Source organism: Mesorhizobium sp. ES1-1, from assembly GCF_020164785.1.
Lineage (GTDB): Bacteria > Pseudomonadota > Alphaproteobacteria > Rhizobiales > Rhizobiaceae > Mesorhizobium.
Map to the genome: position 1 here is coordinate 243,958 of NZ_JAIUGX010000006.1, position 12,142 is coordinate 256,099.

The following is a 12,142-nucleotide window of genomic DNA, read 5'->3' on the forward strand; positions in this document are numbered from 1 at the left end:
AGGCGTACACTCAAAGTGAGAGACTGCTCTTTCACTGCCGCCGGCTAGCCGCTGACCTTGAAGAAATCGACAAAGGCCCTGAGCGCCGGCCGCATCTGGCGGCGACTGGGGTAGTAGACGAAGAAGCCGTCGAAGGGCGGGCACCAGTCCTCCAGCACGCGGATCAGCCTGCCGTTGGCCAGCGGCGCGCGGACATAGGGTTCGAAGACGAAGGCGAGCCCGGCGCCATCGACCGCCGCCTGGGCGACCAGATGGTCCTCGTCGAGGATCAGTGGCCCCTCCACCGCCATCTCGATCGCCTCGCCATCTTTCTCGAATTCCCAGCGATAGAGGATGCCACTGGAGAAGCGAAAGCGGATGCAACGGTGGCCGGCCAGGTCGCGCGGGTGGCGCGGCTTGGGATTGGCTTCGAAATAGGCCGGCGCGCCGACCACCGCGCCACGGAGATTCGGCCCTATCCGCACCGCGATCATGTCTCGCTGCAGACTCTCGCCCAGCCTCACGCCGGCATCGTATCCCCCTTCGACCACATCTGTGAAGCGATCCTCGACGACGATTTCCAGCACGATGTCGGGATAGGCCGTCGCAAAGGCGCCCAGCCGTGGCGTCAGCACAAGATGCGCCGCCGTGCGGGGGACGCTGAGCCGCAGGTTCCCGGCCGGCCGGTCGCGCGCCTCGACCGCCGTCTCCAGCGCCAGATCGATCTCCGACAGCGCGGGCCGCAATCGCTCCAGCAATCGCGCGCCTTCTTCGGTGGGCGCGACACTGCGCGTGCTGCGCGAGAGCAGGCGAACACCGAGCCGGGCTTCCAGGCTGGACACTGCATGGCTGACCGCCGAAGGCGCGATGGCTAATTCCCTCGCGGCGCCGCGAAAGCTACCGCATTGGGCCACTGTTGCCAGTACGGCCAGTTGGGAAAGATGCGCGCGATTCATTGATCTATATTTTGCTACAGCCTGCGCAGATGAGAGCCGATTATCGAACACGGTGCAAGGCGCTATTTCTGGCGCATCGCAACAAGGAGACGCGTCATGCAAACCCGCAAGTTAGGAAACGAATTGAATGTCTATCCCGTCGGCCTCGGCTGCATGGGCATGAGCTTCGCCTATGGCGGTCAAGCGGAAGCCGAGGCAATCCGGACGCTCCACCGCGCCGTCGAGATCGGCGTCAATTTCTTCGATACGGCTGAGGTCTATGGCCCTTACGAGAACGAAATCCTGCTCGGCAAAGCGCTGAAGTCGGTGCGCAACAATGTCACCATAGCTACCAAGTTCGGCTTCAGGATTTTGGAGGAAGGCACAGGCGTCGAGCGCATGGCCGGCGTGGACAGCCGTCCGGAACACGTCAAAGCGGTGGCGGAAGCCTCGTTGAAGAGGCTCGGCATCGATGTGATCGACCTCTACTACCAGCACCGCGTCGACCCCGGCGTACCGATCGAGGACACGGTCGGCGCCATGGCCGAACTCGTGCGTGAGGGAAAAGTGCGGGCGCTCGGCCTTTCGGAGGCAAGTGCGGCGACCATCCGTCGGGCGCATGCCGTGCACCCGATCGCCGCCGTGCAAAGCGAATACTCGCTGTGGAGCCGCGACCCCGAAGACGAGGTGTTCGCCGTCTGCCGCGAACTCGGCATCGGCTTCGTTCCGTATAGTCCGCTTGGCCGTGGCCTGTTGACCGGCACGATCGCCAAAGCCGAGGCTCTGAGCGACGACGATTGGCGCCGCACGCTGCCCCGCTTCCAGGCCGATGCCATGGCTGCCAATGCCGCTATCATCGCCACGCTGGAGAAGATGGCGGCTGAAAAAGGCGTGACCCCGGCACAGCTGGCACTGGCGTGGGTGCTGCATCAGGGCGATTTCATCGTGCCGATCCCCGGCGCGCGAAAGATCCGCCATCTGGAGCAGAACACGGCGGCGGCCGCGATCGAACTGAGCGCGGCCGAGGTGGCGGCGATCGGCGACGCGCTGTCGCCGGACAAGGTGATGGGCAAGCGCTACACGGACGAGGCGTTGGCGCTGGTGAATGGCTGACGGGATGGAGCAAGGGGCCGAGCAGCTTGGCACGACCCCTTGTTCTTCCGACGTGAGCTGCATGAAGGCCTACCCGCGCAGGACACCGCCGGTCTGCTTGCCGACATTCTCGACGACACGCCTGGCCAGGGCCTCGAAATCCTCGTCTGTCAGCGTCCGCTCGAGCGGCTGGATCGACACTTCTATGGCGATCGACTTCTTGCCCTCGCCGAGTGATGCGCCTTCGAAGATATCGAAGACCGAAACTCCCGATATCAGCTTCTTGTCGGCGGCCAGGGCGGCGCGCACCAGCGTGCCCGCCTCGACCGACTTGTCGACGACGAAGGCGAAATCGCGCTTCACCCCCTGGAAGGCGGACAGTTCCAGCTTCGGCTTTGTCTTCGTCGGCTTGGCCTTCGGCTCGGGCACGGCATCGACGAACACTTCGAACCCGCAGAGCGGCCCGGAGGCATCCAGCCCCTCCAGCGTCTTCGGATGGAATTCGCCGAATGTGCCGAGCACGGTCTTCGGGCCGAGCTTGATCGTGCCCGAACGGCCGGGATGATACCAAGCCGGACCGCGGGGCTCGATCTGCAGGCGATCGACCGGCGCGCCGCAGGCCTCGAGCGCCGCTATGGCATCGGCCTTGGCGTCGAACACGCCAACCGGGCCCGAATTGCCGGCCCAGTTGCGGCCGGAGCCTTCGAGCTTGGCGGTGCCGCGACGCACGCCGGCGGCGACGCGACGCTGCTGGTCCGCGCCGTCGCCCTCATAGGTGCCCGACACTTCGAACAGCGCGACGTCGCCAATGCCCCTGTCGGCGTTGCGCTGGGCAGCGGCGATCAGCCCTGGCAGCAGCGAAGGCCGCATGTCGGACATGTCGGCGGCGATCGGGTTGGCGAGCTTGAGCGCGGTCTGGCCGCCGCCGAACAGTTCCGCATGTTTAGCCGGGATGAACGACCAGGTGACGGCCTCCATCATGCCGCGCACGCCAAGCGCGCGCTTGGCCGTGCGGGTGCGGATCTGCAGCGTGGTCAGGATCCTGCCGTTGACGGCGTCGTGTGCACCGAGTGGCTGGGAGACGATGTTGTCGACCCCATGGATGCGCATGACCTCCTCGACCAGATCGGCCTTGCCGTCGACATCCGGGCGCCAGGACGGCACGGCGACATTGACGACATCGCCGGAGCCTTCCGGCTTGAAACCAAGGCGAGAGAGGATATCGAGGCTGGTCGCCCCCGGCACCTCGATCCCGGTCAGCCGCTTCACTTCCGCCAGCGGGAAGCGCACCATTTTGGGGGTGTGGCCGGCATAGCCGACAACCTCGGTTTGCGCCGGCGTACCGCCGCAGAGATCGAGCACCAGCTTGGTCGCCAGTTCGATGCCGGGGACCATGAATTCGGGATCGACGCCGCGCTCGAAGCGGTAGCGGGCATCGGTGATGATGCTGAGCGTCCGGCCGGTGCGGGCGGTGGTGATCGGGTCCCAGAGGGCCGATTCGATCAGCACATCCGATGTGTGCTCGTCGCAGCCCGAATGCTCGCCGCCCATGATTCCGGCGATCGATTCGACGCCGTTGTCGTCTGCTATGACGCACATGTCCGGGGTCAGCGTGTATTCGCGGCCATCGAGCGCCAGGACCTTCTCGCCGTCGCGCGCATGACGCACGACGAGATTGCCGGCAACCTTCCTTGCGTCGAACACATGCAGCGGTCGGCCGCGATCGAAGGTCACGTAGTTGGTGATGTCGACTAGCGCGCTGATCGGCCGGAGGCCGATCGCGATCAACCGCTGCTGCAGCCATTTTGGCGACGGACCGTTCTTGACGCCGCGCACCAGCCTCAACGCGAAACCGAGGCAAAGCTCCGGCGCCTCGATGGTCACCTTGACCGGCGTCTCGCCCTTGCCAGCTATCGCTTCGATGGGATCGCTCTTGAGCGTGCCAAGGCCGCTCGCCGCCAGATCCCGGGCAATGCCGTAGACGCTGGTGGCGTCCGGGCGATTGGGCGTCAGATTGATCTCGATCAGAGGATCGTCGAGATGCGCATAGGCGGCGAAACTGGTGCCGACCGGCGCATCCTCGGGGAGGTCGATGATGCCATTATGCTCGTCGGACAGCTGCAGTTCCCGCTCGGAGCACATCATGCCGTGGCTTTCGACGCCCCTTATCTTGCCGACCGTCAGCGTCACGTCAATGCCGGGCACGTAGGCGCCGGGCGCGGCGAAAGCGCCGATGAGGCCTGCGCGGGCATTGGGCGCGCCGCAGACGACCTGCACGGGGGGCTTGCCGTTGCCGGTATCGACGGTCAGCACCCGCAGCCGGTCGGCATCGGGGTGCTGCACCGCCGTCAGCACCTTGGCGATGACGAAGGGCTTCAGGCTGGACTTGTCGTCGACATGCTCGACTTCGAGGCCGATCGACGTCAGCCGCTCGACGATCTCGCTGAGCGGCGCGTCGGTCTCGAGATGATCCTTGAGCCAGGAGAGGGTGAATTTCATGACTGTGTTCCGTCTAGTCTTTTGACGCTTGTTTTCAGAAGTCTCGGCAGGTCGTCCGACATATGCAGGTAAGGCAGTTGCTCGCTGACATAGGCATGCAGCGTCGGCTCGAAATCGGTCGGTGCGTCCATGGCGCCGAGCATGAAATAAATGTCATCCTCCAGCCGCTCATCGACATAGGCGATAGGCGAGCCGCAGATGCCGCAGAAGGAGCGCGTAACCGGCCCGTTCTCGAACATCTTTAGCGCCTTGCCGGTAAACGCCACCCGTTCCACCGCGAAGCCGACAAAGGCCGAGACCGGCGCGCCCGTCGCCCGCCGGCAATCGCCACAATGGCAATAGCTGACCTGCTGCGGTTCATCTGAAGCCTCGAACCGCACGGCGCCGCAGCGGCAACCACCGGCATGTGGCGCCGTCATGGGCTGAGGCCGCCGAACAAAGTGGGCATGTCGAGCGGACGGAAGCCGTAATGCGACAGCCAGCGGACGTCGGCGTCGAAGAAGGCGCGTAGGTCCGGCATGCCGTATTTGAGCATGGCGATGCGGTCGATGCCCATGCCCCAGGCAAAGCCCTGATATTCGTCCGGGTCAAGCCCGCCATGGCGCAGCACATTGGGATGCACCATGCCGCACCCGAGGATCTCCATCCAGTCGGAGCCCTCGCCGAAGCGCACCTCGCCCGGCCGCGAGCGGTCGCACTGGATATCGACCTCGAGGCTGGGCTCGGTGAACGGGAAGAAGGACGGCCGGAAGCGCATCTTCACTGACGGCACTTCGAAGAAAGCCTTGCAGAACTCCTCCAGCACCCACTTCATATTGGCGACATTTGCGGATTTGTCGATCACCAGCCCCTCGACCTGATGGAACATCGGCGAGTGGGTGGCGTCGGAATCCTGGCGATAGGTCTTGCCCGGAATGACGATGCGGATCGGCGGCTTCTGCTTCTCCATGGTGCGGATCTGCACCGGCGAGGTGTGGGTGCGCAGAAGCTTGCGCTCGCCCTTGTCGTCCGGCTGGAAGAAGAAAGTGTCGTGCATCTCGCGCGCCGGATGTCCCTCGGGGAAATTCAGCGCGGTGAAATTGTAGTGGTCGCTTTCGATATCCGGCCCCTCGGCGATGGCGAAGCCGAGGTCGCCGAAGATCGCCGCGATCTCGTCGATGACCTGGCTGATCGGATGGATGCGGCCACGCTCTGCCGGAGACTGGCGCACCGGCAAGGTCACATCGACTTTCTCGGCGGCGAGGCGCGCGGTGATTGCCACGTCCTTCAGTTCTGCCTTGCGAGCCGCCAGAGCCTCGGTGATACGGTTCTTGAGGCCGTTGATCGCCGGCCCCTTGACCTGACGCTCCTCGGCGCTCATCGCGCCCAGCGTCTTCAGCACTTCGGAGATCGATCCCTTCTTGCCAAGGGCGGCGAGGCGCACGGCTTCGATCGACGCCTCGTCGGCGGCCGAGGCGATATCTGCGAGCAGGGAAGCTTCCAGGGCTTCAAGATTTCCAGCGTTGGCGTTCACGGCGAAAACTCTCTCGGTCGGGCAACGCGCCATCCCCGGGCGTGTCACCAATTCGGTTACATCGGGCATAAGAAAAACCCGCGCCAGCCGTGCCAGCGCGGGTTCCCCAAATCAGAATTGCGAATGCTTGGGAAGCGCTGGGCTCGGAGCTCGATCCCGAAAAGTTGCAGACTTTTCGGGAAGATCGCGCTCCTCGCTAATTCCCCTGAAGCATGATGTCGTCCAAAAAGTCAGCAACTTTTTGGCATCATGCTTTAGGCGACAGCGCTTTCAAAAGCGTTCGGCGTGGTGTTCTTCAGATATTCGAGCGCAAGCTTGGCCTTGGCGACCAGGGCTGCGAAAGCCTGCGGCTCGTGGATGGCCATGTCGGAAAGGATCTTGCGATCGATTTCGATACCCGACTTGTTGAGGCCGTCGATGAAGCGGCCATAGGTCAGGCCATGCTCGTGCGTCGCGGCGTTGATGCGCTGGATCCACAGAGCGCGGAACGAGCGCTTGCGGTTCTTGCGGTCGCGATACGCGTACTGCATCGACTTTTCCACCGCCTGCTTGGCGATGCGGATGGTGTTCTTGCGGCGGCCGTAGAAGCCCTTGGCGGCTTTCAGGACCTTCTTGTGCTTGGCGTGCGAGGTGACGCCTCTCTTTACGCGTGCCATGTCATGATCTCCTTAAACGCTGTTCCTGAAACCGAAGGCTCAGAGGCCGTTCGGCAGAAAATTCTTGATGACCTTCTTGCCATCCGGTTCAGCCAGAACCATCGTGCCGCGGGCATTTCGAATGAACTTGTTGGAACGCTTGATCATGCCGTGACGCTTGCCGGCCGCAGCCGACAGGACTTTACCCGTACCTGTGATCTTGAACCGCTTCTTGGCGGCCGATTTGGTCTTCATCTTGGGCATTTTGCTACTCCGTTTCTATGAGGTCCCTGTCGTGCCTCCGGCACTCCACGCCTCTTGTCTTGTTCGCTTCAGGCCGACCAAAGCCCGAAAAGCAAATGAAACCGCCACGGCATGCCCTGCCGGGCGGTTTTCTTGAACGGCGGTCCTATACGTCAAAGACGGCCCGCGCGCAACACCCGCCTCGCCGCACATTCGCCGCGAGGTGGGACGCGACGAACTGTCCGATCAGGGCAGCGTAAACCAGATCGGCAGCATGCCGGACTGCTGGGCACCGTCGATCAGTTCGAACACCGGCAGCGCGATGAGGAATACCAGCCCGTCGAGCAGTGTGGTGAGCAGCAGGCGCGGCCTGAAGCTGCCTGTGTCGCCTTCCTGGTAAAGCGACAGGTTCGGGAAAAAGCGCGGCACCTTGTCCAGATAGGCCTGGTAGGGCGCACCGAGCGCCTCCTTGAGGAATTTCTCCTCGCGCAGAATGACGATGTGGAAGGCGCCCGCGCAAAGCAGCGCAAACAGGATGATGCCCGAGAAGGAGCCGATCTGGGCGCCCACGCCAGCCGCGGCCAGCGTCGAGAAGACATAGAGCGGATTGCGGGTGATCGAGTACGGCCCGCCCGTCACCACTTCCGACGATTTGCGTCCACCTATGTAGAGGGTCGACCAGAGCCGCCCGACAATGCCCAGGAAAATCAGCAGCACGCCGAACATCTCGATCGATTCATGCACCGGCGTATTCGGCGGGAAGGTCGATTGGCCGAACAGCAGCGCCAGAAACAGCACCACCACAAGTACGGCAAGAACCAGCCGGCGCATCTCCTGATAGTTGCCCAGGCCATGCTTGACGGCCTTGACGCCGGAAACCTTGACTTCATTGACCATGGAGGAATCCGATCGAAGAACTTTGCCGGCGATCGCGGCATCTGGCCAAGAAGCAGACGTCCCGCTGATCGCCGGGACGCCCTGGGACATGATTCAGGCGGATTTTAGCGCGATGACCAAGCCTGACGTCATCGTGTTCAAAGGCATGCATGGCATCATGCCTCTTTAGGCAACACAGCGACGAAACGGATGTCAGGCCGATGCGTCCTGAAACGATCGACTTTAGCGCGGTGACAGCACCATCATCATCTGGCGGCCTTCGAGCTTCGGTTCCGCCTCGACCTTGGCAATGGTCGCCACTTCCTCCCGCACCTTGTTCAGAAGCTGCATGCCGAGTTCCATATGGGCCATCTCGCGGCCACGGAAACGCAGAGTCAGCTTGACCTTGTCGCCTTCCTCGAAGAAACGGCGCACCGCCTTCATCTTAGTCTCGTAGTCATGGCTGTCGATGTTCGGGCGCATCTTGATCTCCTTGATCTCGATGACCTTCTGGTTCTTGCGCGCCTCGGCGGCCTTCTTCTGGTTGGCGTATTTCAGCTTGCCGAGATCGAGGATCTTGACGACGGGGGGCACCGCATTGGGCGATATCTCGACGAGATCGAGCCCAGCCTCTTCGGCGAGCAGCAACGCGTCGTTGATGGAAACATCGCCGCGGTTCTGGCCTTCGGCGTCGATAAGCTGGACCCGGGGAACCCGGATATCACGGTTTGAGCGCGGCCCATCCTTGGTTGGCGCCGCTGCTTTGAAAGGTCTGCGAATGGTCGTGGTCTCCTTGGCCGTTTCGTTCAGGGTTTTTGGTATCGATGCGTGGACGCGCCAATGTGGTGAGCGCGCGGGCGGAGTCAATAGCACAGCATTGACAGAAAATCACCCTGGTCGCGGGCCTGCACCAAACAAAGAAGCGTGGCGAGCACTTTCCGCTTCGGCGTCGGCTGTGCCAAAAGACCGCTGCGCCACGGAGAGGCGTTAGGAAAAATGCGATGACCGACACGCCCCCTGTCTTCCTGGATGTCGACGGCTCGAGAATCGCGGTACGCCACGCGGCCGGCGCCGCGCCGGGTGTCGTCTGGCTGGGCGGCTACAAATCGGACATGCTGGGCACCAAGGCCCAGACGCTGTCGGACTGGGCGACGCAGGAAGGCCACGCCTTCCTGCGCCATGACTATTCCGGCCATGGCGAATCCGGCGGCGCCTTTGCCGACGGCACGATTTCGAAATGGCTGTCGCAAAGTCTTGCCGTGTACCGACATTTCACAAGCGGCGAACAAATCCTCGTCGGCTCCTCGATGGGGGCCTGGATCGCCTTGCGCATGGTGCAGGAGCTGCGCAAAACTGGCGACTTCAGCGTCGTCGGCCTGGTGCTGCTGGCGCCCGCCCCCGACTTCACCAGCGAACTCGTCGAACCGGGCCTGACCGAGGCGCGCAAGCGCGACCTTGCCGAAAAGGGCTTCTTCGAGGAGCCATCCGACTATTCCGCCGCGCCCTATATCTACACAAGGGCGCTTATCGAGGATGGGCGCGACAATAGGGTGATGACGGGCCCGATCGACACGCATTGCCCGGTGCACATTCTACAGGGACTGGCCGACGCCGACGTGCCGGCAAGCCATGCGCTGAAGCTGGTCAGCCTGCTGCCCGCCGACGACGTAACGCTGTCGCTCATTCCCGATGGCGACCATCGCCTGTCGCGACCGCAGGATCTCGACATGCTGGTGCGGGGCGTCGCCGCCATGGTGCAGAGGGGAAGCTGATGCGCCTGTCCATTCCGATTTCCGCCTTCGTGGCGGCTATCGTCGGTTTCGGCGGGACGCTGGCCGTCGTCATCGCCGCCGCCACGGCGGTGGGCGCGACGCAGGTCGAGACGGCGAGCTGGGTGACGGCGATCTGCCTGGCGATGGCGATCGAGAGCCTTTGGCTGTCCTGCCGCACGAAGATGCCCGTCATCACGGCGTGGTCGACGCCGGGCCTGGCGCTGATCGCGGCATCGACCGGCTTTTCGATCCATGACGCTGTCGCGGCCTTCATCGTCACCGCCATCTTGTTAATCGCCACGGGCCTGTTCCGCCCCTTGACGCAGCTGATCTCCAGGATACCGCCCTCCGTCGCTTCGGGAATGCTGGCCGGCATCGTGGTCACCTTCGCCCTCAACGCGGTCAAGACCATCCCGGTCGATCCATGGTTGATCCTGCCGCTGATCGCGGCCTTTTTCGTCATTCGCCTGTTCAACCCGGCGCTCTCGGTCCTGGCGGTGCTGATCGGCGGCGGCCTCGCCGCCTTCCTGACTGGCCGGGTCGGCGGCCTGCCGACCCCGGAGCTGTCGACGCTGACGTTTGTTGCGCCTGAATTCAGCGCCAGGGCAATCATCGGCCTTGCGCTGCCGCTCTATCTCGTCACCATGGCGTCGCAAAACCTTTCCGGCCTCGCCGTTCTGCGCGCCGCCGGCTACGATCCGGAGCCCGGTCCACTGATCGGCGTCACCGGCCTGTTCTCGCTGCTATCGGCGCCGTTTGCGGGCTCGACCACCAACCTGGCGGCGATCTCGGCGGCGATCTGCACAGGGCCGGACGTCCATCCGGACCCCGCGGAGCGCTGGAAGACGGGGCCGTTCTACGCGCTTGCCTATCTCGTCTTCGCGATTTTCGGCGCCTCGTTGGTGGCGATCTTCGCCGTTCTGCCGGTGAGCCTGATCGTGCTGGTCGCCGGCCTGGCGCTGATGGCTTCGCTGGCCAACGCGCTGTCGATCGCGCTGAAGGAGGAGGGGGAGCGGATGGCCGCCACCGTCACCTTCGTCGTCACGGCTTCGGGACTGACATTGTTCGGCGTCGGCGCTGCCTTCTGGGGCCTGGTCGGAGGACTGGTCGTTCTTTTCCTCGACAGTTTCAAAAAGCGATAATCTTTTCATAGTCTTGTCCGGTTTTGGCGGACACTGTCTTGAATCGCCGTTTTTGCTATCCCATTTCGATTCCACGCAGCCGATCTGGCTGTCTCCAACCGAAGGAATGGGAGAAATGAACACATCCGCATTGATCCGTCCGGCCTGGACGCCGGCAACCATCGCGTTGATGGTGATTGGCTTCATGGTGTTCTGGCCGCTCGGCTTCGCCATGCTCGCCTACATCATCTGGGGCGATCGGCTTGAAGGTTTCAAGCGTGACGTCAACCGTGCGACCGACGGCATCTTCGCCGGCTGCCGCCGCGGTTCCGACAAGGCCGCACGCTGGGGCAATGGTTCTGCCCGCACCGGCAATGTCGCTTTCGACGACTGGCGGGAAAAAGAGCTGGAGCGCCTCAACGAGGAGCGCCGCAAGCTCGACGAGATGCTGACCCAGTTCGACGAGTACGCCCGCGAATTGCGCCGCGCCAAGGATCAGGACGAGTTCGACCGCTTCATGGCCAACCGCAACAAATCGTCGGCGCCGACGACGACCGACACCAAGCCCACAAAGGGCTCGGGCCTGCTGGACGACTGAGCACGGCAAGCGGTCACCGCGCAAATGACGGCGTCGCGAAAGCGGCGCCGTTTCTTTTTTGTTCTACTCGTTTCCTCGAATCGCGTAATGCTGCGCCAATGTCCTTCGGCTTCTTCCGCACCCCGACAAAGCCCAAGCCCGCGCCTGTCGAAGAGCGCGAGCACGTGGTTGCCGGCCGTTCCTTGCCGCTCAAGATCGTCGAGAACGATCGCGCCAGGCGACTGACGTTGCGCATCGATTCCGGTGGCCGCGGCCTGCGCATCACCGTGCCCCCCGGCCTGCGCCGGGGCGAGGTGGAGAAGTTCCTCGACCGCCATCAGGGATGGCTGGAGCAGCGGCTGGCCAAGGTGCCGAACCGGCCGCAGGTGCGGCCCGGCATCAAGATCCCGCTTCGCGGCGTGCCGCATCGCATCGTCCATGAGCCTTCGAAGCGTGGCACGGTGACCGTCTCGAACGATGAGCACGGTCCGCTCTTGATCGCGCATGGCGATCGCATTCATTTGCCGCGGCGCATCGCCGATTTCCTCAAGCGCGAGGCGAAATCAGAGATAGAGGCGTTGGTGGCCAAGCATACGCAGGCTTTGGGCAAGCGCGCCAAGGCCATCCGCTTCAAGGACACGTCAAGCCGGTGGGGCTCCTGCACGTCCGAGGGCAATCTGTCGTTTTCCTGGCGCATCATGATGGCGCCCTCCCCGGTGATCAATTATCTCGTCGCGCATGAGGTGGCGCATCTCAAGGAGATGAACCACGGCCCGAAATTCTGGAAATTGTGCGAAGAGCTTTGCCCGGACACCGAGCGCTGCAAGGCCTGGCTCAAGCGCAATGGCGGCGCCTTGCAGTCGATTGCGTTCGAGTAGATGCCGCAAGTAAGTAAGCGCC

General features: G+C 63.4%; 14 protein-coding genes. 6 read left to right on the top strand and 8 right to left on the bottom strand.

The features are described 5' to 3' along the window. Window positions 1–44 precede the first annotated feature (44 nt). The gene (locus LB513_RS12860) at window positions 45–935 is read right to left on the bottom strand and encodes a LysR family transcriptional regulator (protein WP_224663880.1); all 891 of its coding nucleotides are present in this window, start codon (window positions 933–935) and stop codon (window positions 45–47) included. 96 nt (window positions 936–1,031) lie between these two features. Here LB513_RS12860 and LB513_RS12865 point away from each other — a divergent pair, with 96 nt between their 5' ends. Continuing rightward, window positions 1,032–2,027 carry an aldo/keto reductase gene (locus tag LB513_RS12865; RefSeq protein WP_224663881.1) on the top strand — a complete coding sequence of 332 codons (996 nt, stop codon included), beginning with the start codon at window positions 1,032–1,034 and terminating at the stop codon, window positions 2,025–2,027. Window positions 2,028–2,096: 69 nt separating this feature from the next. Here LB513_RS12865 and pheT read toward each other — a convergent pair whose 3' ends face one another. From pheT to LB513_RS12895, 6 genes are all read right to left on the bottom strand, one after another. Continuing rightward, window positions 2,097–4,505 carry a phenylalanine--tRNA ligase subunit beta gene (gene pheT / locus LB513_RS12870; protein WP_224663882.1) on the bottom strand — a complete coding sequence of 803 codons (2,409 nt, stop codon included), beginning with the start codon at window positions 4,503–4,505 and terminating at the stop codon, window positions 2,097–2,099. Beyond that, entirely contained in the window at window positions 4,502–4,924 is a 423-nt protein-coding gene (locus LB513_RS12875) for a GFA family protein (RefSeq protein ID WP_224663883.1), read from the bottom strand. The genes pheT and LB513_RS12875 overlap by 4 nt, the downstream gene beginning before the upstream one ends. Then, the gene (pheS, locus tag LB513_RS12880) at window positions 4,921–6,018 is read right to left on the bottom strand and encodes a phenylalanine--tRNA ligase subunit alpha (RefSeq protein WP_411962701.1); all 1,098 of its coding nucleotides are present in this window, start codon (window positions 6,016–6,018) and stop codon (window positions 4,921–4,923) included. The genes LB513_RS12875 and pheS overlap by 4 nt, the downstream gene beginning before the upstream one ends. A 254-nt stretch (window positions 6,019–6,272) precedes the next feature. Further along, on the bottom strand, window positions 6,273–6,674 hold the full coding sequence (rplT, locus tag LB513_RS12885) for a 50S ribosomal protein L20 (protein ID WP_224663884.1): 402 nt from the start codon (window positions 6,672–6,674) through the stop codon (window positions 6,273–6,275). A gap of 39 nt (window positions 6,675–6,713) precedes the next feature. Continuing rightward, on the bottom strand, window positions 6,714–6,917 hold the full coding sequence (rpmI, locus tag LB513_RS12890) for a 50S ribosomal protein L35 (RefSeq protein WP_006201248.1): 204 nt from the start codon (window positions 6,915–6,917) through the stop codon (window positions 6,714–6,716). 225 nt (window positions 6,918–7,142) lie between these two features. Beyond that, window positions 7,143–7,793 carry a methyltransferase family protein gene (locus LB513_RS12895; protein WP_224663885.1) on the bottom strand — a complete coding sequence of 217 codons (651 nt, stop codon included), beginning with the start codon at window positions 7,791–7,793 and terminating at the stop codon, window positions 7,143–7,145. Between LB513_RS12895 and LB513_RS12900 the strand changes: the two genes are divergently transcribed. Then, window positions 7,786–7,962 carry a hypothetical protein gene (locus tag LB513_RS12900; protein ID WP_224663886.1) on the top strand — a complete coding sequence of 59 codons (177 nt, stop codon included), beginning with the start codon at window positions 7,786–7,788 and terminating at the stop codon, window positions 7,960–7,962. The two genes, LB513_RS12895 and LB513_RS12900, sit on opposite strands and share 8 nt — an antisense overlap. Before the next feature lie 53 nt (window positions 7,963–8,015). On the opposite strand, the gene infC is transcribed toward LB513_RS12900, so the two are convergent. Next, the gene (gene infC, locus LB513_RS12905; protein WP_013528312.1) at window positions 8,016–8,552 is read right to left on the bottom strand and encodes a translation initiation factor IF-3; all 537 of its coding nucleotides are present in this window, start codon (window positions 8,550–8,552) and stop codon (window positions 8,016–8,018) included. Window positions 8,553–8,773: 221 nt separating this feature from the next. Between infC and LB513_RS12910 the strand changes: the two genes are divergently transcribed. The 4 genes from LB513_RS12910 (at window position 8,774) to LB513_RS12925 (ending at window position 12,120) form a co-directional block, all read left to right on the top strand. Next, window positions 8,774–9,544, top strand: coding sequence for an alpha/beta hydrolase (locus LB513_RS12910; protein WP_224663887.1), 771 nt, complete (start codon window positions 8,774–8,776; stop codon window positions 9,542–9,544). After that, the gene (locus tag LB513_RS12915; RefSeq protein WP_224663888.1) at window positions 9,544–10,686 is read left to right on the top strand and encodes a benzoate/H(+) symporter BenE family transporter; all 1,143 of its coding nucleotides are present in this window, start codon (window positions 9,544–9,546) and stop codon (window positions 10,684–10,686) included. The genes LB513_RS12910 and LB513_RS12915 overlap by 1 nt, the downstream gene beginning before the upstream one ends. Before the next feature lie 115 nt (window positions 10,687–10,801). Then, window positions 10,802–11,263, top strand: a complete 462-nt coding sequence (locus tag LB513_RS12920) for a DUF2852 domain-containing protein (protein ID WP_224663889.1) — start codon at window positions 10,802–10,804, stop codon at window positions 11,261–11,263. Window positions 11,264–11,361: 98 nt separating this feature from the next. Further along, on the top strand, window positions 11,362–12,120 hold the full coding sequence (locus LB513_RS12925) for a M48 family metallopeptidase (protein WP_224663890.1): 759 nt from the start codon (window positions 11,362–11,364) through the stop codon (window positions 12,118–12,120). The last annotated feature ends 22 nt before the right edge of the window (window positions 12,121–12,142 follow it).